At 60.9% G+C, this 20,631-nt stretch carries 15 protein-coding genes and 1 pseudogene; 15 read left to right on the top strand and 1 reads right to left on the bottom strand.

Annotation, left to right across the window (positions count from 1 at the left end; genetic code table 11):
* The first annotated feature begins 97 nt into the window (after positions 1 to 97).
* The 9 genes from Q1V60_RS12090 to hutG all read left to right on the top strand — a co-directional run bounded on the left by Q1V60_RS12090 (position 98) and on the right by hutG (position 11,614).
* Positions 98 to 1,558 carry a cytosine permease gene (locus Q1V60_RS12090; RefSeq protein WP_300630530.1) on the top strand — a complete coding sequence of 487 codons (1,461 nt, stop codon included), beginning with the start codon at positions 98 to 100 and terminating at the stop codon, positions 1,556 to 1,558.
* A 68-nt stretch (positions 1,559 to 1,626) separates the two neighbouring features.
* Positions 1,627 to 2,592 carry an ABC transporter substrate-binding protein gene (locus Q1V60_RS12085; RefSeq protein WP_300630528.1) on the top strand — a complete coding sequence of 322 codons (966 nt, stop codon included), beginning with the start codon at positions 1,627 to 1,629 and terminating at the stop codon, positions 2,590 to 2,592.
* Between the two features lie 71 nt (positions 2,593 to 2,663).
* On the top strand, positions 2,664 to 3,515 hold the full coding sequence (locus tag Q1V60_RS12080) for a proline/glycine betaine ABC transporter permease (protein ID WP_300630526.1): 852 nt from the start codon (positions 2,664 to 2,666) through the stop codon (positions 3,513 to 3,515).
* Positions 3,512 to 4,336: a glycine betaine/L-proline ABC transporter ATP-binding protein gene (locus Q1V60_RS12075; protein WP_300630524.1), complete on the top strand. Its 825-nt coding sequence runs from the start codon at positions 3,512 to 3,514 to the stop codon at positions 4,334 to 4,336. Before Q1V60_RS12080 ends, Q1V60_RS12075 begins: the two co-directional genes overlap by 4 nt.
* A gap of 556 nt (positions 4,337 to 4,892) precedes the next feature.
* Entirely contained in the window at positions 4,893 to 6,401 is a 1,509-nt protein-coding gene (gene hutH, locus Q1V60_RS12070) for a histidine ammonia-lyase (RefSeq protein ID WP_300630522.1), read from the top strand.
* 39 nt (positions 6,402 to 6,440) lie between these two features.
* The gene (hutH, locus tag Q1V60_RS12065; RefSeq protein WP_300630520.1) at positions 6,441 to 7,973 is read left to right on the top strand and encodes a histidine ammonia-lyase; all 1,533 of its coding nucleotides are present in this window, start codon (positions 6,441 to 6,443) and stop codon (positions 7,971 to 7,973) included.
* Between the two features lie 176 nt (positions 7,974 to 8,149).
* Positions 8,150 to 9,559, top strand: coding sequence for an amino acid permease (locus Q1V60_RS12060; protein ID WP_300630518.1), 1,410 nt, complete (start codon positions 8,150 to 8,152; stop codon positions 9,557 to 9,559).
* A gap of 15 nt (positions 9,560 to 9,574) precedes the next feature.
* Positions 9,575 to 10,780: an imidazolonepropionase gene (hutI, locus tag Q1V60_RS12055; protein WP_300630516.1), complete on the top strand. Its 1,206-nt coding sequence runs from the start codon at positions 9,575 to 9,577 to the stop codon at positions 10,778 to 10,780.
* A 30-nt stretch (positions 10,781 to 10,810) separates the two neighbouring features.
* Positions 10,811 to 11,614 (top strand): N-formylglutamate deformylase, encoded by an 804-nt coding sequence (gene hutG, locus Q1V60_RS12050; RefSeq protein ID WP_300630514.1) that lies wholly within the window; start codon positions 10,811 to 10,813, stop codon positions 11,612 to 11,614.
* Positions 11,615 to 11,776: 162 nt separating this feature from the next.
* Here hutG and Q1V60_RS12045 read toward each other — a convergent pair whose 3' ends face one another.
* Complete coding sequence (locus Q1V60_RS12045) at positions 11,777 to 12,283, bottom strand: hypothetical protein (protein ID WP_300630512.1); 507 nt, start codon at positions 12,281 to 12,283, stop codon at positions 11,777 to 11,779.
* Positions 12,284 to 12,587: 304 nt separating this feature from the next.
* Here Q1V60_RS12045 and pip point away from each other — a divergent pair, with 304 nt between their 5' ends.
* The 6 genes and pseudogenes from pip (at position 12,588) to Q1V60_RS12015 (ending at position 20,577) form a co-directional block, all read left to right on the top strand.
* A complete protein-coding gene (gene pip, locus Q1V60_RS12040) occupies positions 12,588 to 13,559 on the top strand; it encodes a prolyl aminopeptidase (protein WP_300630510.1) in 972 nt (323 codons plus the stop codon).
* Positions 13,556 to 13,993 carry a D-aminoacyl-tRNA deacylase gene (dtd, locus tag Q1V60_RS12035; protein WP_300630508.1) on the top strand — a complete coding sequence of 146 codons (438 nt, stop codon included), beginning with the start codon at positions 13,556 to 13,558 and terminating at the stop codon, positions 13,991 to 13,993. Before pip ends, dtd begins: the two co-directional genes overlap by 4 nt.
* Before the next feature lie 266 nt (positions 13,994 to 14,259).
* Positions 14,260 to 16,011 (top strand): glucan biosynthesis protein G, encoded by a 1,752-nt coding sequence (locus tag Q1V60_RS12030; RefSeq protein WP_300630506.1) that lies wholly within the window; start codon positions 14,260 to 14,262, stop codon positions 16,009 to 16,011.
* Positions 16,004 to 18,576 (top strand): annotated as a pseudogene (gene mdoH, locus Q1V60_RS12025) (glucans biosynthesis glucosyltransferase MdoH); the annotation flags it as partial. The gene Q1V60_RS12030 and the pseudogene mdoH, both read left to right, overlap by 8 nt.
* Positions 18,577 to 18,759: 183 nt before the next feature.
* Entirely contained in the window at positions 18,760 to 19,560 is an 801-nt protein-coding gene (locus tag Q1V60_RS12020) for a transporter substrate-binding domain-containing protein (RefSeq protein WP_300630505.1), read from the top strand.
* A 219-nt stretch (positions 19,561 to 19,779) separates the two neighbouring features.
* Positions 19,780 to 20,577, top strand: coding sequence for a transporter substrate-binding domain-containing protein (locus Q1V60_RS12015; RefSeq protein WP_300630503.1), 798 nt, complete (start codon positions 19,780 to 19,782; stop codon positions 20,575 to 20,577).
* The last annotated feature ends 54 nt before the right edge of the window (positions 20,578 to 20,631 follow it).

The following is a 20,631-nucleotide window of genomic DNA, read 5'->3' as shown; positions in this document are numbered from 1 at the left end:
CGAAGTCGTTAGCTGACCCAGCGCCTTCGCGAGCAAGCCCGCTCCCACATTTGATCTGCTGTGAACCAGAAAACAATCCATCAGAGGTTGAGCCCCCATGCCTGCAAACGACACCACCCCGTTGATCGAAAGGCGTTCGATCGACTACATCCCGGAAGCGGAAAGACATGGTCGTCTGTTGAGCCAGTTCACCCTGTGGCTGGGTGCCAACCTGCAGATCACTGCCATCGTCACCGGGGCCCTGGCGGTAGTGCTGGGCGGGGATGTGTTCTGGTCGTTGATCGGTCTGTTGATCGGCCAACTGCTGGGTGGCGGGGTAATGGCGTTGCATGCGGCGCAAGGGCCCAAGCTCGGCCTGCCGCAGATGATTTCCAGCCGGGTGCAGTTCGGCGTGTATGGCGCGGCCATCCCTATCGTGCTGGTGTGCCTGATGTACCTGGGTTTCACCGCAACCGGCACCGTATTGTCCGGGCAGGCGCTGGGCCAGTTGTTGGGGGTCAGCGACAGCATCGGCATCCTGATCTTCGCCAGCGTCATCGTGCTGGTCACGGTGCTGGGTTATCGGGTGATCCACTTTATCGGCCGCGTCGCCAGCGTCATTGGAGTGATCGCGTTCGTCTACCTCTTCAGCCGTCTGATGGGCCAGGCTGACATTGGCGCATTGCTGCAGATCCGTCATTTCAGCTGGAGTAGCTTCTTGCTCGCGGTTTCGCTGGCAGCCTCCTGGCAGATCGCGTTCGGCCCCTATGTGGCGGACTACTCACGCTACCTGCCGAGCAGCACGTCTTCGGTGAAAACCTTTCTGGCTGCCGGCGCAGGCTCGATCATCGGCGCGCAGGTGGCGATGATTCTCGGCGTGTTCGCCGCCGCCATGGCCAACGGCCAATTCGCCGGGCACGAAGTGGCCTACATCGTCGGCCTGGGCGGCAGCGGTGCCGCGGCGGCGTTGCTGTACTTCAGCATCGCGTTCGGCAAGGTCACGATTTCCACGCTGAACTCCTACGGCAGTTTCATGTGCATTGCGACCATCATCAGTGGTTTTCAGGGCCACCTGCGGGTATCGCGTATGCAGCGCCTGCTGTTCGTACTGGCGATTGTCGGCACGGCGACCCTGATCGCGCTGCTCGGCCAGCACTCGTTCCTGGGGGCGTTCAAGTCTTTCATTCTGTTCCTGCTGGCGTTCTTCACGCCCTGGAGCGCGATCAATCTGGTGGATTACTACTGCATCACCCGCGAGCGTTATGACGTACCGGCGCTGGCCGACCCGAAAGGTCGCTATGGGCGTTGGAACCCTCTGGGCATCAGCGTTTATGTGTTCGGTGTACTGGTGCAGCTGCCGTTTATCTCCACCAAGTTCTATACCGGCCCGCTGGTGGAAACCCTGGGCGGGGTGGATATCTCCTGGATCATCGGCCTGGTGTTGCCGGCGGCCCTGTATTACCTGTGCGCAAAAAAATGGCACGGCACGATGCCCGATCAACTGATCCTGCCGCTCGAGCAGGACAGCGTTGCACCCATGCAAACAAGCGGGACCGGTCGCGCTGCGGCGCAGGCCTGACGGGACGTGGACGAGGCAGGATGCCTTTTGACTGCCGTAATCCATTTCATGATTGGGAGCGTCACACAATGAAAATGCATAAGACCCTGCTGACCACGTTGCTTTCTGCAGGCTTGCTGGCAAGCGCCGGCGCCCAGGCAGCCGGCTGGTGCGAATCCGGTAAGCCCGTGAAATTCGCCGGGCTTAACTGGGAAAGCGGCATGTTGCTCACCGACATCCTGCAAACCGTGCTGGAGAAAGGCTACGACTGCAAAACCGACAGCCTGCCGGGCAATTCCATCACCATGGAAAACGCCCTGAGCAGTAACGATATCCAAGTGTTTGCCGAAGAGTGGGTCGGCCGCAGCGAAGTCTGGAACAAGGCCGAGAAGGCCGGCAAAGTCGTCGGCGTCGGCGCCCCGGTGGTTGGCGCTGTTGAAGGCTGGTACGTGCCGCGCTATGTGATCGAAGGCGACGCCAGGCGCAAGCTGGAAGCCAAGGCCCCGGACCTGAAGAACATCGCGGACCTGGCCAAATACGCGGCGGTATTCAAAGACCAGGAAGAGCCCTCCAAGGGGCGCTTCTACAACTGCCCGGCCGGCTGGACCTGTGAGCTGGACAACAGTGAAATGCTCAAAAGCTACGGCCTGGAAAGCACCTACACCAACTTCCGCCCCGGCACGGGCCCGGCGCTGGATGCGGCGGTACTGTCGAGCTACAAGCGCGGCGAGCCGATCCTGTTCTACTACTGGTCGCCGACGCCGCTGATGGGCCAGGTCGACCTGGTCAAGCTGGAAGAAAAACCGGGCGTGGATAAACGCGTGAGCATCAAGGTCGGCCTGTCCAGGACCTTCCACGAGCAAGCGCCGGAACTGGTGGCCGTGCTGGAAAAGGTCAACCTGCCCATCGACCTGCTGAATCAGAACCTGGGCCGCATGGCCAAGGAGCGGATCGAATCGCCGAAACTGGCGAAAATTTTCCTCAAGGAACATCCTGAAGTCTGGCACGCCTGGGTGAGCGACGACGCCGCCAGGAAAATCGACGCGGCCTTGTAGGACAAGCGTGTCCGGCTACCCTGAGGGGCAGCCGGGCACCTGGCCTCAACCCACTGGATCGAGAGCACGCTATGTTTCCTGAGAGTTTTACGTTTTCCATCGCCGACTGGGTCAACGGTTGGGTGGACTCGCTGGTCACCAACTACGGCGATGTGTTCCGGCACATCTCCGATACCCTGCTGTGGGCCATCGTCAATCTGGAAGGCCTGCTGCGCGCCGCCCCCTGGTGGCTGATGCTGGCCATCGTCGCGGGCATCGCCTGGCACGCCACCCGCAAGGTGGTGACCACGGCCGTGATCGTCGGCTTGTTGTTCCTCGTCGGCGCGGTTGGCCTGTGGGACAAACTGATGCAGACCCTGGCGCTGATGATGGTCGCCACGGTGATCTCGGTGCTGATCGGCATACCACTGGGCATTCTTTCCGCGCGCAGTAACCGCTTGCGTTCGGTGCTGATGCCGTTGCTCGACATCATGCAAACCATGCCCAGCTTCGTGTACCTCATTCCGGTGCTGATGCTGTTTGGCCTGGGCAAAGTGCCGGCGATTTTCGCCACGGTCATTTACGCCGCGCCACCGCTGATCCGCCTGACGGACCTGGGTATTCGCCAGGTCGACGGCGAAGTCATGGAGGCTATCAATGCCTTCGGCGCCAACCGCTGGCAGCAACTGTTCGGCGTGCAACTGCCGTTGGCGCTGCCGAGCATCATGGCGGGCATCAACCAGACCACCATGATGGCGTTGTCGATGGTGGTGATCGCCTCGATGATCGGCGCCCGTGGCCTGGGTGAAGACGTACTGGTCGGCATCCAGACCCTTAACGTCGGCCGTGGCCTGGAAGCCGGGCTGGCGATCGTGATTCTCGCCGTGGTCATCGACCGCATTACCCAGGCCTATGGTCGTCCACGGCATGAGGCGAGCAAATGACTACCGTCAGCAAAATCGAAGTCAAAAACGTCTTCAAGATCTTCGGCAATCGCTCCAAGGAAGCGCTGGCGCTGATTGGCCAGGGCAAGACCAAGGATCAAGTGCTGGCCGAGACCGGCTGCGTGGTGGGCGTGAATGACCTGTCCCTGAGCATCGGCACGGGTGAGATCTTCGTGATCATGGGCCTGTCGGGCTCCGGCAAATCCACCTTGGTGCGTCACCTCAATCGCCTGATCGACCCCACCAGCGGCGCGATCCTGGTGGATGGCGAGGACATCCTGCAACTGGACATGGAAGCCCTGCGCCAATTCCGTCGTCACAAGATCAGCATGGTGTTCCAGAGCTTCGGCCTGCTGCCCCACAAGAACGTGCTCGATAACGTCGCCTATGGCCTGAAAGTGCGCGGCGAAACCAAGCAGGTCTGCGCCGAACGCGCCCTGCACTGGATCGAAACCGTGGGCCTCAAGGGCTATGAAAACAAATATCCGCACCAGCTGTCCGGCGGCATGCGTCAACGTGTGGGCCTGGCCCGTGCGTTGGCGGCCGACACCGACATCATCCTGATGGACGAAGCGTTCAGCGCCCTTGACCCATTGATCCGCGCCGAGATGCAGGACCAGTTGCTCGAGCTGCAAAAGACCCTGCACAAGACCATCGTGTTCATCACCCACGACCTCGACGAGGCCGTGCGCATCGGCAACCGCATCGCGATCCTCAAGGACGGCAAGCTGATTCAGGTGGGCACGCCCAGGGAGATCCTGCATTCGCCGGCGGATGACTATGTGAACCGCTTCGTTCAGCGGCGCGCGGCGGTGGTGTGATCAGGTTTGCGGTGAGGCGACTGGCCCTTTCGGGGGGCAAGCCCCCTTCCACAGGGGAACGCATTCCAACTGTGAGGGCCGGCACATCCCCCACAGGCGAACGCATGCCAACTATGGGAGCTGGCACATGCCCCACAGGCGAATGCATGCCAACTGTGGGAGCTGGCACATGCCCCACAGGCGAACGCGTTCCAACTGTGGGGCTGGCACATGCCCCACAGGCGAACGCATGCCAACTGTGGGGGCTGGCACATGCCCCACAGGCGAACGCATGCCAAATATGGGGGCTGGCACATGCCCCACAGGGCGAACGCATTCCAACTGTGGGGGCAGGCACATGCCCCACAGGCGAACGCATGCCAACTATGGGAGCTGGCACATGCCCCACAGGCGAATGCATGCCAACTATGGGAGCTGGCACATGCCCCACAGGGCGAACGCATTACAACTGTGGGAGCTGGCACATGCCCCACAGGCGAGCGCATGCCAACTGTAGGCGCTGGCTTGCCTGTGAAGAGGCCGGTAAGGCTGCACAAGAATTGAAGAAGGTATGAAGATGCCCCAGGCAACAACCATCATCATCGCCGACACTCCCCTGCGCTGGCAGGACGTGGTCGCCGTCGCCCGCCACGGCGCAGTGCTCGAACTCTCGGGGCATGCCTGGGCGCGCATCGACAATGCCCAGGCCATCGTGCAGTGCATCGTCGCCAGCGGCGAACGCGCATATGGCGTGAACACCGGCCTGGGCGCGCTGTGCAATGTTTCGCTCAAGGGCGAGCAACTGAGCCAGTTGTCGCGCAACACCTTGCTCAGCCACGCCTGCGGCGTCGGGCCTGTATTGAGCGATGAGCAGACCCGCGCGATCATCTGCGCGGCCGTCATCAACTACAGCCACGGCAAATCCGGCCTGCATCCGCAAGTGGTGCATGCGCTGCTGGCGCTGCTCAACCACGGCATCACGCCACAAGTACCGTCCCAGGGGTCGGTTGGTTACCTGACCCACATGGCCCATGTCGGCGTGGCGCTGCTCGGCGTCGGCAACGTCAGCTATCGCGGCCAGGTGGTGGCAGCGCAAGAAGCATTGGCCGCCGAAGGTTTGCAACCGGTGGTACTGGGCGCCAAGGATGGCCTGTGCCTGGTCAACGGCACGCCGTGCATGACCGGCATGAGCTGCCTGGCCTTGGCCGATGCGCATCACTTGCTGCAATGGGCCGACGTGATCGGTGCCATGAGCTTTGAAGCCCAGCGCGGCCAGATCGATGCATTCGACGAAGAGATCATCGCCCTCAAACCGCATGCGGGCATGCAGCAAGTCGGCCGTAACCTGCGCGCCCTGCTCGACGGCAGCGAAGTGGTCGCCGGCAGCCGGGGCATTCGCACCCAGGACGCCTTGAGCATCCGCTCGATCCCGCAAATCCACGGCGCGGCGCGCGATCAACTGGAGCACGCCACCCGTCAGATCGAGACCGAACTCAACAGCGCCACGGACAACCCGCTGGTGCTCGGCACGCCGGACAACTACCGCGTGGTGTCCCAGGCCAACCCCCACGGGCAGTCCGTGGCGCTGGCCGCCGACCTGCTCGCCATCGCCATGGCCGAAATCGGTTCGGTGGCCGAACGCCGCCTGGACCGCCTGATCAACCCGCACGTCAGCGGCCTGCCGGCATTCCTGGTGAGCAACCCCGGAGTCAACTCCGGAATGATGATCGTGCAGTACGTCGCCGCGTCCTTGTGTGGGCAAAACCGCCAGTTGGCGCAGCCGGCGGTGCTCGACAACTTCGTCACCTCGGGCCTGCAGGAAGACCACTTGAGCATGGGCACCAACGCCGCGCTCAAGCTGCATCAGGTATTGCTCAACGTTACCCAGATTCTTGCCATCGAATACTTGCTGGCGGCCCAGGCGTTCGAGTTCCTCAAGGGCCAGCGCTTCGGCGTCGGCACCGACCGCGCCTGGCGCTTGCTGCGCGAGGTGGTACCGGCCTACGAAGAGGACCGCTGGCTGGCGCCGGACATTGCGGCGGCCGCCAACGTGCTCAGAGACACCGCATTACCGAATGTGCACTGAAGACTTATTCCAAAAGAACAATTCACAAGGAGAACGAATGTGACTGCGCTAAACCTGATTCCGGGCCAACTGAGCCTCGCCCAATTGCGGGCCATCTACCAGCAGCCGGTAACCCTCAGCCTGGATGACAGCGCCACGGCGCAGATCGAAGCGAGTGTGGCCTGTGTGGAACAGATTCTCGCCGAGAACCGCACCGCGTATGGCATCAACACTGGTTTCGGCCTGCTGGCCTCGACTCGCATCGCAAGCCAAGACCTGGAAAACCTCCAGCGTTCCCTGGTGCTGTCCCACGCCGCCGGTGTGGGTGAGCCGATCAGCGATGCGCTGGTCAGGCTGGTCATGGTGCTCAAGGTCAACAGCCTGAGCCGTGGGTTCTCCGGGATTCGCCGGCAGGTGATCGACGCGCTGATCGCACTGATCAACGCCGAGGTGTACCCGCATATTCCGCTTAAAGGCTCGGTCGGTGCATCCGGTGACCTGGCGCCGTTGGCGCATATGTCCCTGGTGCTGCTCGGCGAAGGCAAGGCGCGCTACAAGGGCCAATGGCTGGAGGCGACCGACGCGCTGAAGGTCGCCGGCCTCACGCCGCTGACCCTCGCCGCCAAAGAGGGCCTGGCCCTGCTCAACGGCACCCAGGTGTCCACCGCCTACGCCTTGCGCGGCCTGTTCGAAGGCGAAGACCTGTTCGCCGGCGCCCTCGTATGCGGCGGCCTTACCGTGGAAGCGGTGCTCGGCTCGCGCTCGCCGTTCGACGCCCGTATTCATGCCGCACGCGGCCAACGTGGCCAGATCGATGCGGCGGCGGCTTATCGCGACTTGCTCGGCGAAAGCAGCCAGGTGTCCCAGTCGCACCAGAACTGCGACAAGGTGCAAGACCCTTACTCCCTGCGCTGCCAGCCGCAAGTGATGGGCGCCTGCCTGACCCAGTTCCGCCAGGCTGCCGAGGTGCTGGTGGTTGAGGCCAACGCGGTGTCGGATAACCCCCTGGTGTTTGCCGCTGAAGGCGATGTGATTTCCGGCGGTAACTTCCACGCCGAGCCGGTGGCCATGGCCGCTGACAACATGGCCCTGGCCATCGCCGAAATCGGCTCGCTCAGTGAGCGCCGTATCTCGTTGATGATGGACAAGCACATGTCGCAATTGCCGCCGTTCCTGGTGAGTAATGGCGGGGTCAACTCCGGTTTTATGATTGCCCAGGTGACCGCTGCGGCGCTCGCCAGCGAGAACAAGGCATTGGCCCATCCCCATAGCGTCGACAGCCTGCCGACGTCGGCCAACCAGGAAGACCACGTGTCCATGGCCCCGGCTGCGGGCAAGCGACTGTGGGAAATGGCCGAGAACACCCGTGGCATTCTCGCCGTGGAATGGCTCGCCGCCTGCCAGGGCCTGGATCTGCGCGACGGCCTGAAAACCTCGCCTGTGCTTGAAAAAGCACGTGGCCTGCTGCGCGACAAAGTGGCGTTCTACGACAAGGACCGCTTCTTCGCTCCGGACATCAACGCCGCCAGTGAACTGCTCGCCAGCCGCTGCCTGAACGAGCTGGTCCCGGCGAAGTTGCTGCCGAGCCTGTAACCGATCCAGAGGACGACATGCTCTCTGTGGCGAGGGAGCTTGCTCCCGCTCGAGGGCGAAGCGCTCGCAGCTTTTTGGGGCTGCTGCGCCGCCCGGCGCGAGCAGCTCGCTCGCCACAAAATCCGTCGTCTGCAGGCGTTGAATTTTCTCGGGATAAAAATAACTAGGGAAGAGAAATGCACCAGCCAGAAACAGGTTTGAAACGCGGGCTCAATGCCCGACATATTCGCTTCATGGCGCTCGGTTCCGCGATCGGTACCGGGCTGTTCTACGGCTCTGCCTCCGCCATCCAGATGGCCGGCCCGGCCGTGCTGCTGGCCTACCTGATCGGCGGCGCCGCAGTCTTCATGGTGATGCGCGCCCTCGGCGAGATGGCCGTGCACAACCCCGTATCCGGCTCCTTTGGCCACTACGCCAGCACCTACCTGGGGCCCATGGCCGGGTTTATCCTCGGCTGGACCTACGCCTTTGAAATGATCATCGTCTGCCTGGCCGACGTCACCGCCTTCGGCATCTACATGGGCTTCTGGTTTCCCGAGGTCGCCCGTTGGGTCTGGGTGCTTGGCATCGTGTTTCTGATCGGTGGCCTGAACCTGTGCAACGTCAAAGTGTTTGGCGAGATGGAGTTCTGGCTCTCGCTGCTCAAGGTTGGCGCCATTGTCGCGATGATCCTCGGCGGCCTCGGCATCATGCTGTTCGGTATTCATTCGTCCGGTGAAACCCAGGCCGTCGGCCTGAGCAACCTGTGGGCCCATGGCGGTTTCATGCCCAACGGTATCGGCGGCCTGATCGCGTCCTTCGCCGTGGTGATGTTTGCCTTCGGCGGTATCGAAATCATCGGCATCACCGCCGGGGAAGCCAAAGACCCGCAGCGCGTGATCCCCAAAGCAATCAACGCCGTACCGCTGCGCATCCTGCTGTTCTACGTGCTGACCCTGTTTGTGCTGATGGCGATCTACCCGTGGCCGCAGATCGGTAGCCAGGGCAGCCCGTTCGTGCAGATCTTCAGTAACCTCGGTATCGGCTCGGCGGCGACCATCCTCAATATCGTGGTGATCTCGGCGGCGGTATCGGCCATCAACAGTGACATCTTCGGCGCCGGCCGCATGATGTACGGCCTGGCCCAGCAAGGGCAGGCGCCCAAAGGCTTCGCGCAATTGTCCAGATATGGCGTGCCGTGGATGACTGTGCTGGTGATGGGCGCGGCGCTGCTTGGCGGCGTGGTGCTCAACTACCTGATCCCGGAAAACGTGTTCCTGCTGATCGCCTCGATTGCCACCTTCGCCACCGTGTGGGTGTGGCTGATGATCTTGTTCACTCAGGTCGCCATGCGCCGCTCGATGACTAAAAAGCAGGTGGCAGAGCTGAAATTCCCGGTGCCGTTCTGGCCCTATGCGCCGGCTGCGGCCATCGTGTTCATGCTGTTTGTGTTTGGCGTGCTCGGTTACTTCCCCGACACCCAGGCGGCCTTGATGGTCGGTGCGGTATGGATCGTGCTGCTGATCGTTGCCTACCTGCTGTGGGTCAAGCCCGCTGCCGGGCAAGCGGCCAGGGTCCATTACGAACCGGCTTTGTCTCATCGATAACTTAGGGAGGCGTTGATGAAAACCCTTTGGCAACACTGCCACGTTGCAACCATGGCCCATGGCAAGTACTCGATCATCGAGGACGCCGCCATGGTCACCGCCGGTTCGCTCATCGAGTGGATCGGCCCGCGCAGCCAGGTGCCGACGGCGGACTATGCCCACGTGCATGACCTGCAGGGCGCGTGGGTCACCCCCGGGCTGATCGACTGCCACACACACACGGTGTTCGGCGGTAACCGCAGCGGCGAATTCGAGCAGCGCCTCGAAGGTGTCAGCTATGCGGACATCGCGGCCAAGGGCGGCGGTATTGCCAGTACTGTGCGCGCTACCCGTGCGGCCACGGAAGATGAATTGTTCTTCAGCGCCGAAAAACGCCTGCGCAGTCTTTTGCGGGACGGCGTGACCACGGTGGAGATCAAGTCCGGCTATGGGCTGGACCTGGCCAACGAACGCAAGATGCTGCGCGTGGCGCGGCGCCTTGGCGAATCGCTGCCGGTAAGCGTGCGCGCCACCTGTCTGGCAGCCCACGCGCTGCCGCCTGAGTACAAAGACCGCGCCGATGACTACATCGAGCACATCTGCAACGAGATGCTGCCGGCCCTGGCTGCAGAAGGGCTGGTGGACGCGGTGGATGCCTTCTGTGAATACCTGGCGTTTTCCACCGAGCAGGTCGAGCGTGTGTTCAAAGTCGCCCAACAACTGGGCCTGCCGGTGAAATTGCACGCCGAGCAATTGTCTTCCCTGCACGGCTCCAGCCTGGCGGCGCGCTACCACGCGTTGTCGGCCGATCACCTGGAATTCATGACCGAAGACGATGCCATCGCCATGGCCGCTGCCGGCACCGTTGCCGTATTGCTGCCAGGGGCCTTCTACTTTTTGCGCGAAACCCAATTGCCGCCGATGGACGCCCTGCGCAAACACGGCGTGAAGATGGCCATTGCCAGCGACCTCAACCCCGGCACCTCGCCGGCCCTGTCGGTGCGCCTGATGCTGAACATGGCCTGCACCCTGTTTCGCATGACCCCGGAAGAAGCCCTGGCGGGCGCCACGCAACACGCGGCCACCGCCTTGGGCATGGGCCATACCCACGGCTCCCTGGAAGTGGGCAAGGTCGCGGATTTTGTCGCCTGGCAGATCGATCGCCCCGCCGACCTGGCCTATTGGCTGGGGGGCGAGTTGGGTAAGCGCGTCGTGCGCCATGGCGTTGATGTCACCGTTTAAGGCTGCATCTGTGAATTAAGGAGTACTGCTGTGGATAAGGTTCTGAATTTCAAGCAAGGCCGTGTACCGCTGCTGATCAGCATGCCCCACGCCGGCCTGCGCCTCACTCCCGCGGTCGAAGCCGGGTTGATCCCCGAAGCGCAAAGCCTGCCGGACACCGACTGGCATATCCCTGCGCTGTACGACTTCGCCGAAGAACTGGGCGCCAGCACGTTGTCGGCCGAGTACTCGCGGTTTGTCATCGATCTGAACCGGCCGTCCGACAACACGCCGCTCTACGCGGGCGCCACCACCGGCCTGTACCCGGAGACGCTGTTCGATGGCGTGCCGTTGTTCCGTGAAGGGCAGACACCGTCCGAGGCCGAGCGCGCAAGCTATCTGCAAAAGATCTGGGGGCCGTACCACCGCACACTGCAAGAAGAACTGGCGCGCCTCAAGGCCGAGTTCGGCTATGCGTTGCTGTTCGACGCGCATTCGATCCGCTCGGTAATCCCGCATCTGTTCGAAGGCAAGTTGCCGGACTTCAACCTCGGCACCTTCAACGGCGCTGCATGCGACCCCGAACTGGCCGGCCAACTGGAAGCCATCTGCGCCACGCACTCGCAATACACCCATGTGCTGAACGGGCGCTTCAAGGGCGGTCATATCACCCGGCACTACGGTGACCCGGCGCAGGCGATTCATGCCGTGCAGTTGGAGTTGTGCCAAAGCACGTATATGGAAGAGGTCGAGCCGTTCCGGTATCGGCCCGACCTGGCCGAGCCGACGCGGGTGGTGCTGAGGCAGTTGCTGCAAGCCTTACTGGCGTGGGGCGGGCAGCGGTACGCAAAATAAAAAAGTGGGGCGATCACCGCTTATGGATGATCGCCCCTATGGCCTGAGTCATCTATCACCTTCGCAATGAATTCGGAGGTGTTCTGCCAGCGGTGATAGCGGGCTCATCGCCGACTCTCTCTTTTGATTCAGGGCCTGGATGGTGACTGTCGCTCCAGATTATTAAATCGGATGACTTCCTTTATTGAGAATGTTGAAGTGGCCCATCACCTGAATTGGCTGGCGATCAGGGCCGGCCGCTGAGAAATAAAAGTTCCCTTGGACCCTTTGAAGGTCGGCGTCCCATATCTCGACAATGGAACCGTCCAGACTTTTATACAGCTCTTGAGTGTCGAGTTCTTTATCGGGGTCCGGTATTTGGTCCAGAAGCTTGAAGTAGATGGCGCTGTCTTTTACCGCAGTGGGTGGCGGCAAAGCGGCTACCAATTTACGGGGCACCGATGATGAGGCCGTTGAGAGGTAAAGGTGGATGCCGAATAGTTCTGAGCTGCCGGTTGTTTTATTGATCAGATCTTGAAAAGCAATGATTGACCAACATTCAGCATTATCTTTATCCACGATTTTTTTAATATTTATCGTATTGGCATTGAACAGTTCCTTCTTATTGCCATCGCTCACAATAGCGCTGAATGTTTCTGGGGGCACTTGTCGACTTACTGACATGCTCATGGCGTTTTTCCTCTAAAGGGTTTGGAAAGCCTTTCAGGATTATTTGAGCGCCGGGAGCCAGCCCAGGTCTACTGGCAGAACTAACAGGCCTTAATATCGTTTAGCTATGGCGCGCGGAGGGTTAATGCCAAAAGCGGATATTTCGATGCGTGCGACGAGCCACCGGAGCTGCGGTTTAGCGTTGTACTGACATCGGTCCAAACGCTCAAGGACATGCTCATTGCACAATTCGGGTTTATGATGCCGGACGGCACAATAATAGACGTCCCCCCAGGGATGAACCCGACACCCTACGGAGCGCGCAATGCAGACTTGGTACCCGCAGATCAAACCCTATGCCCGGCACGATCTGGCAGTCGATGATGTTCACACCCTGTATGTCGATGAAAGCGGCTCCCCCGAAGGCCTGCCGGTGGTTTTCATCCACGGCGGGCCCGGCTCCGGTTGCGACGCGCAGAGCCGTTGCTACTTCGATCCGAACCTGTACCGTATCGTCACCTTCGACCAGCGCGGTTGCGGGCGCTCCACCCCCCGCGCCAGCCTGGAAAACAACACCACCTGGGACCTGGTCGCCGACCTTGAGCGCATCCGCGAGCACCTGGGCATCGACAAATGGGTGCTGTTCGGTGGCTCCTGGGGCTCGACGCTGTCCCTGGCTTACGCACAAACCCATCCCGAGCGCGTGCATGGCTTGATCGTGCGCGGCATCTTCCTGGCCCGCCCTCAGGACATTCGCTGGTTCTACCAGGAGGGCGCGAGCCGCCTGTTCCCCGATTACTGGCAGGACTACCTGGCGCCGATCCCGGTGGAAGAGCGTCACGACATGATTGCCGCTTACCACAAGCGCCTGACCGGCAACGACCAGATCGCCCAAATGCACGCGGCCAAAGCCTGGTCCGGTTGGGAAGGGCGCATGCTGGGCCTTTGCCCGAGCCCGCAGCATGTCGAGCGCTTCTCCGAGCCGCAGCGTGCCTTGTCCATTGCCCGCATCGAATGCCATTACTTCACCAACAACTCTTTCCTTGAGCCTGGCCAGCTGATTCGCGACATGCACAAAATCGCTCATCTGCCCGGCGTCATCATCCACGGTCGCTACGATATGATTTGCCCGTTGGATAACGCCTGGGAGCTGCATCAGGCCTGGCCCAACAGTGAATTGCAGGTGATCCGCGAGGCTGGGCACGCCGCGTCCGAGCCCGGCATTACCGATGCGCTGGTGCGCGCAACTGGCGAAATGGCACGACGCCTGCTTGATTTGCCGCCTGAAGAAGCATGAAGGGCCTGTTGCAACGGGTGCGAAGCGCCCGGGTCGAGGTTGCCGGTGAATCAATCGGGGCGATTGACCAGGGTTTGCTGGTACTGGTGGCCGTCGAACCTTCAGATACGCCCGAGAGCGCCGATAAACTGCTGCATAAGCTGCTTAACTATCGGGTGTTCAGCGACGATGAGGGCAAGATGAACCTCTCGTTGAAGGACATCGACGGCGGTTTGCTGCTGGTGTCGCAGTTCACCCTGGCGGCGGACACCAAAAGCGGTCTGCGGCCAAGCTTTTCCACAGCGGCTCCTCCGGCGCTGGGAGAGGCGCTTTTTAATCACTTGATGACACAAGCGCAACAATTGCATGGCAAGGTGGCGTCAGGGCGTTTTGGCGCGGATATGCAGGTGCATTTGGTCAATGATGGCCCTGTGACGTTTCTGTTGCAGGCGTGAATGCATGAAAAACGACGTTAATGCCTAAAAACGCAGGGTTTCGCTATAAATACTTCGTTATCCCTGATGCGTTGTCTCGCGGGCTGCTAGATAATCGCGCGCTACGGGGATCAGCGTTGTTTGGTCCAATTTGACTTAGGTAGAGCCTTGTCCGGCAAACCAGTGGGGAATCATTTTGCCCCTGCGGAGTCGGAACAATGCTCGCCAACCTGGCATATAGATAGCTGGCCGTTGGTTTTTTGATCTGTTTTCGGCGAGGGTTGCTCGTGATTGTTAGTCCCTGTAATGCACCAAAATTGTCTGCCAAACGGTTACGAAACGCACTGGTAACGGGCTCTGCCCTGTTTTGCCTGTTCGGCGCGAGTCAACTGTGGGCATTCAGTCTGGACGATGTGTCGGCCAAGGCAAAAGAGCTGGCTGGGCAGAAATACGAAGCTCCGCGCAGCAATTTGCCGAACGAATTCCGCGAAATGAAATTCGCTGATTACCAGAAAATTCGTTTCCGCAATGAAAAAGCCGAGTGGGCCGATCAGAACACCCCGTTCAAGCTGTCCTTCTATCACCAGGGTATGCACTTCGATACGCCGGTGAAAATCAATGAAGTCACCGCTGACAGCGTCCAGGAAATCAAGTACGACCCGAATCGTTTCGATTTCGGCGACGTAAAATTTGATCCGAAAGCCACCGAACAGCTGGGTTATGCCGGCTTTCGTGTGCTGTTCCCGATCAACAAGGCCGACAAGCAAGACGAAATCATGACCATGCTCGGCGCCAGCTATTTCCGCGTCGTCGGCAAGGATCAGGTGTATGGCCTGTCCGCCCGTGGCATGGCGATCGACACCGCGCTGCCGTCCGGCGAAGAATTCCCGCGTTTCACTGAGTTCTGGATCGAGCGTCCGAAGCCGGGCGACAAGCACCTGGTGATCTTCGCCCTGTTGGATTCGCCGCGTGCTACGGGCGCCTACCGCCTGATTCTGCGTCCGGGCACCGACACCGTGGTCGACGTCAAATCCCAGATGTATCTGCGCGACAAGGTCAGCAAGCTGGGCGTTGCCCCGTTGACCTCGATGTTCCTGTTCGGCGCCAACCAGCCGTCCAAGGTCCTCAACTACCGTCGTGAGCTGCATGATTCCAGCGGCCTGTCGATCCATGCCGGCAATGGCGAGTGGATCTGGCGCCCGCTGAACAACCCTAAACACCTGTCGGTCAGCAACTTCAGCGTCGAAAACCCGCGTGGGTTCGGCCTGCTGCAACGTGGCCGCAGCTTCAGCCACTACGAAGACCTGGACGACAACTACGACAAGCGCCCGAGCGCCTGGATCGAACCTGAAGGCGACTGGGGCAAGGGCAGCGTCGACCTGGTAGAGATTCCGACCGCTGACGAAACCAATGACAATATCGTTGCTTTCTGGAGCCCGGCCGAACTGCCGGAAGTCGGCAAGCCGCTGGACGTGTCCTACCGCCTGCACTGGACGCTGGACGATGCTGCTTTCCATTCGCCGGACAGTGCGTGGGTCAAGCAGACCCTGCGTTCCACCGGTGACGTGAAGCAATCCAACCTGATCCGCCAGCCGGATGGCAGCGTGGCTTACCTGGTGGACTTCGAGGGTCCGGCCCTGAAGAAACTGCTGCCGGACGCCCCGGTGCGCAGCCAAGTGAGCGTTGGCGATAACGCTGAACTGGTTGAAAACAGCGTGCGCTACAACGAGCACACCCAAGGCTGGCGCCTGACCCTGCGCATGAAGATCAAGGACGCGAGCAAGCCGACTGAAATGCGTGCGGCGTTGGTGCAGGAGATCGCACAGGCCGAGCCTGAACAGGTTTCGACCCATGTGCTCAAGGCTGACAAGGTCTTGGCCAAGCAACACGAGAAGCAGGCCAAGAAAGACGCCAAAGAGTCCAAGGACAAAGACGTCAAGCAGCCAGAAGCTGCCCCGGTCCCTGCCACGCCTGAGCCGGCCAAGACCGAGCAAGTCCTGACCGAAACCTGGAGCTACCAGTTGCCCGCCGATGAGTAATTCACAAGTCAAGCCAGAAACTCTCAGCGAGTACCTGGCGCATCTCCCCATGACGGCTGAGCAGCGCGCCGAGCTGGCGGGCTGCAGTTCCTTCAGTGAGCTGCACGAACGCCTGTCGTCCGCGACCTTCGACGCGCCCACCGACGCCGCCCAAGCGTCGGTAGGCCGCAGGCTCACCCTGAGCACGGCCGAAGAGCTGCAGGACGCCGAGATGCTGGCGCTCGACGCCAGCGGTCGCGTCTGCCTCAAGGCCACGCCGCCGATCCGTCGGACCAAAGTTGTGCCCGAGCCTTGGCGCACCAACATTTTGGTACGCGGCTGGCGCCGGATGACCGGTCGTACCAACCCGCCCAAGCCGCCGAAAGACGAGCGGGTACTGCCGGCTGCACGCTGGCGTACCGTCGGTTCGATCCGTCGCTATATCCTGTTGGTGCTGATGCTTGGCCAGACCATCGTGGCCGGCTGGTACATGAAAGGCATCATGCCGTACCAGGGCTGGTCGCTGGTCGACTTCGACGAAATCCGCAACCAGACCCTGCTGCAAACCGCCACCCAGGTACTGCCTTACGCACTGCAAACCAGCATCCTGATCATGTTCGGGATTCTGTTCTGCTGGGTGTCGGCTGGTTTCTGGACCGCGCTGATGGGCTTTCTCGAACTGCTAACCGGGCACGATAAATACCGTATCTCCGGTAAAAGTGCCGGTGATGAGCCGATTCCGAAGGATGCACGCACCGCGCTGGTAATGCCGATCTGTAACGAAGACGTGCCCCGGGTATTCGCCGGTTTGCGCGCAACGTTCGAGTCGGTGGCCGCTACCGGTGACCTGGACCGCTTCGACTTCTTCGTGCTCAGCGACAGTAACGACGCCGATATCTGTATTGCCGAACAGCAAGCCTGGCTCGACGTGTGCCGCGATGCCGGTGGTTTCGGCAAGATTTTCTATCGCCGCCGTCGCCGTCGCGTCAAGCGCAAGAGCGGTAACCTCGACGACTTCTGCCGTCGCTGGGGCGGTGACTATAAGTACATGGTGGTGCTCGACGCCGACAGCGTAATGAGCGGCGAATGCCTGACCAGCCTGGTGCGCTTGATGGAAGCCACGCCGGATGCCGGGATTATCCAGACCGCGCCGCGTGCGTCGGGCATGGATACCCTGTATGCGCGCATGCAGCAGTTCGCCACCCGCGTGTACGGCCCGCTGTTCACTGCCGGCCTGCACTTCTGGCAGCTGGGTGAATCCCATTACTGGGGCCACAACGCAATCATCCGCATGAAGCCGTTTATCGAGCACTGCGCCCTGGCGCCGTTGCCCGGTAAGGGCGCATTCGCCGGTGCGATCCTCTCCCACGACTTCGTTGAAGCAGCGCTGATGCGCCGCGCCGGTTGGGGTGTGTGGATTGCCTACGACCTGCCGGGCAGCTACGAAGAACTGCCGCCGAACCTGCTCGACGAACTCAAGCGTGACCGTCGCTGGTGTCACGGCAACCTGATGAACTTCCGTCTGTTCCTGGTCAAAGGCATGCACCCGGTGCACCGTGCGGTGTTCCTGACCGGCGTGATGTCCTACCTGTCGGCGCCGTTGTGGTTCTTCTTCCTGGTGTTGTCCACGGCGTTGCTGGCGGTCAATACCCTTATGGAGCCGCAGTACTTCATGGCGCCACGCCAGTTGTACCCGCTGTGGCCGCAATGGCACCCGGAAAAGGCGGTTGCGCTGTTCTCCACTACTATCGTGCTGCTGTTCCTGCCTAAATTGCTCAGCATCATTCTGATCTGGGCCAAGGGCGCCAAAGAGTTCGGCGGCAAGTTCAAGGTGACCTTGTCGATGCTGCTGGAGATGTTGTTCTCCATGCTGCTGGCGCCGGTGCGCATGATCTTCCACACCCGTTTCGTACTGGCCGCGTTCCTCGGCTGGGCCGCGACCTGGAACTCGCCGCAGCGCGATGACGACTCCACTCCCTGGAGCGAAGCGGTCAAACGCCACGGCCCGCAGACCCTGTTGGGCTTTTTGTGGGCGCTGTTGGTGGTGTGGCTGAACCCGAGCTTTTTGTGGTGGCTGATTCCGATCGTCGGTTCGTTGATGCTATCGATCCCGGTGTCGGTGATTTCCAGTCGGGTCAAGCTGGGCCTCAAGTCCCGCGATGAGAGCCTGTTCCTGATCCCCGAGGAATACAATCCGCCGCAGGCGCTGCTGTCGACCGAGAAGTACACCCATGAAAACCGTTGGCACGCCCTCAACGACGGGTTCGTGCGTTCGGTGGTCGACCCGCAGCAGAACGCCCTGGCCTGTGCCCTGGCGACCTCGCGTCACCGCGTGGCAGAGCCGATCGAATACCTGCGTGGGGAGCGTGTTCGCCACGCGTTGAAAGCCGGCCCTGCCGGCCTCAACAACAGCGAACGCCTGGCCTTGCTCAGCGACCCGGTGGCCCTGGCTCGCTTGCATGAACAGGTCTGGAGCGAAGGTCACGCCGAGTGGTTGGGCGCTTGGCGTGCTTCGATCAAGGCTGATCCGCACGCGCCGTTGCTCCCCCTGCAACCGCAGTCGTCCCAGGCTCAACCGGCCTGATTCAGACGCCCCCGAGGTCTCGCCTCGGGGCGTTTCAAGCGCTTGTCCTACAGCGTTTCGCGTCCCTTCCTTTTCTCGCTAACCCCTTGTTATTTCGAAACAAAACACCTTCGTCCGAGGCGTATTGCCGTGCCTGTGTCTGGGGTAGCATCGCCCCCCAAATTTGACTTGCCACGGGGGCACACATGTTCAAAAGGTATTGGTCGGCATTGCTGATGGGTGTTGTCGCATTGCTTCACACGGGCTTGCTTCAGGCCGGGGCGATTGACGACGCTGTACGCCGTGGCGTGCTGAAAGTCGGCACCACGCCGACTTACGTACCGTTCGAAATGACGGACAAGCAGGGGCGCATCATCGGTTTCGAAGTCGACTTGCTCCACGCGATGAGCCGTGCGCTGGGGGTTGAACTCGAACTGGTCGTGGTGCCCTACACGGAGTTGCTGTCGGGGCTGCTGGCGAAAAAATTCGACCTGATTGGCAGCGGCGTGACGGTCACCCAGGAGCGCAACCTGAAACTCAACTTCAGCGATTCTTTTATCGTGGTGGGCCAGACCGTCCTGCTGCATCCGCGCCTGGCTGGCACGGTATCGAGCATCGAAGACCTGGACGAGGCGGGCTATCGGATCGCGGTTACCGAAGGCACCACCGGCGAAGCGGCGGCGCAGCGCTTCCTCGGAGCGGCGCGGCTCACGAGTTTCACGACACCGGAGGAGGGCGTGCGCCAGGTGGTGGAGGGCAAGGCCGACGCCTTTATTCATGACGCACCCTACAATCTGATCGCAATGGCCCGGCCCGAAAACAGTGCATTACTGACGCTGGAGCAGCCGTTTACCTTTGAACCCCTGGCGTTCGGCCTGAAAAAGGGCGATTACGACAGCCTCAACTGGATCAACCATTTCCTCAACCAAGTGGCCCAGGACGGGACCTACGATCAACTGCATGACAAGTGGTTCAAGGACACCGCCTGGATCGCAGAAATCGACTGATCGTCATAACTACTTACACATCAACCCATTAGCAAGCCCATGCGCTGACGTGTCTAGGCCTGTGGTCAGGCACGGCGCCTCAGGGTTTCTCTTACATACGCCGATAACATTTAGCCGTGAAACCTTTGTGACGGGCAACGAGTGGGTTAGGATCGCACCCCGAAATGGCGCTGCCCTTTTGTGCGCCAACCTTATAAGAACCGTTCAGGGGACTTGATGATGAAAAAGTATCTTTCGATGCTGATGCTCGGCGTCACCGCGCTGGTAGCGGCCACTGCGGCACAGGCCGGCGCCATCGATGATGCGGTCAAGCGCGGCACGCTGAAAGTCGGCATGGACCCGACCTACATGCCGTTCGAAATGACCGACAAGCGCGGTGAAATCATCGGCTTCGAAGTCGACATCCTCAAGGCCATGGCCAAGTCCATGGGCGTCAAGCTGGAACTGGTGTCCACCGGCTACGACGGCATTATCCCGGCCTTCCTGACCGGCAAGTTCGACATGATCGGCAGCGGCATGACCCTGACCCAGGAGCGTAATCTGCGCTTGAACTTCAGCGAACCGTTCATCGTGGTCGGTCAGACTCTGCTGATTCGCAAGGAGCTGGAAGGCACCATCAAGTCCTACAAAGACCTGAACGACGAAAAATACCGCCTGACCTCCAAGCTTGGCACCACCGGTGAGATGGTTGCCAAAAAGCTCATCTCCAAAGCCAAGTACCACGGCTACGACAACGAGCAGGAAGGCGTGCTGGACGTGGTTAACGGCAAGGCCGACGCTTTTGTCTATGACGCACCGTACAACGTGGTGGCCGAGAAGAAAGTCGGCAATGGCAAGCTGGTGTTCCTTGAGGAACCCTTCACGTTCGAACCTCTGGCGTTCGGCCTGAAGAAAGGCGATTACGACAGCGTCAATTTCATCAACAACTTCCTGCACCAGATCAAGAACGACGGCACCTACGATCGCATCCATGACAAGTGGTTCAAGAGCTCCGAGTGGCTCAAGGACATGGAATAAGGCCTGCTGTTGTGGCGAGGGAGCTTGCTCCCGCTGGAGTGCGAAGCGCTCCCA

Source organism: Pseudomonas sp., from assembly GCF_030147005.1.
GTDB lineage: Bacteria > Pseudomonadota > Gammaproteobacteria > Pseudomonadales > Pseudomonadaceae > Aquipseudomonas.
This window is presented reverse-complemented; position numbering and strand designations above follow the sequence as displayed.

Excerpts from the sequence above, each read along its gene's own strand:
- hutI (WP_300630516.1), top strand. The coding sequence starts at position 9,575 with ATGAAAACCCTTTGGCAACACTGCCACGTTGCAACCATGGCCCATGGC.
- Q1V60_RS12015 (WP_300630503.1), top strand. The coding sequence starts at position 19,780 with ATGAAAAAGTATCTTTCGATGCTGATGCTCGGCGTCACCGCGCTGGTA.
- dtd (WP_300630508.1), top strand. The coding sequence starts at position 13,556 with ATGAAGGGCCTGTTGCAACGGGTGCGAAGCGCCCGGGTCGAGGTTGCC.
- pip (WP_300630510.1), top strand. The coding sequence starts at position 12,588 with ATGCAGACTTGGTACCCGCAGATCAAACCCTATGCCCGGCACGATCTG.
- hutH (WP_300630522.1), top strand. The coding sequence starts at position 4,893 with ATGCCCCAGGCAACAACCATCATCATCGCCGACACTCCCCTGCGCTGG.
- Q1V60_RS12045 (WP_300630512.1), bottom strand. The coding sequence starts at position 12,283 with ATGAGCATGTCAGTAAGTCGACAAGTGCCCCCAGAAACATTCAGCGCT.
- Q1V60_RS12060 (WP_300630518.1), top strand. The coding sequence starts at position 8,150 with ATGCACCAGCCAGAAACAGGTTTGAAACGCGGGCTCAATGCCCGACAT.
- Q1V60_RS12085 (WP_300630528.1), top strand. The coding sequence starts at position 1,627 with ATGAAAATGCATAAGACCCTGCTGACCACGTTGCTTTCTGCAGGCTTG.
- Q1V60_RS12080 (WP_300630526.1), top strand. The coding sequence starts at position 2,664 with ATGTTTCCTGAGAGTTTTACGTTTTCCATCGCCGACTGGGTCAACGGT.
- Q1V60_RS12090 (WP_300630530.1), top strand. The coding sequence starts at position 98 with ATGCCTGCAAACGACACCACCCCGTTGATCGAAAGGCGTTCGATCGAC.
- Q1V60_RS12075 (WP_300630524.1), top strand. The coding sequence starts at position 3,512 with ATGACTACCGTCAGCAAAATCGAAGTCAAAAACGTCTTCAAGATCTTC.
- Q1V60_RS12020 (WP_300630505.1), top strand. The coding sequence starts at position 18,760 with ATGTTCAAAAGGTATTGGTCGGCATTGCTGATGGGTGTTGTCGCATTG.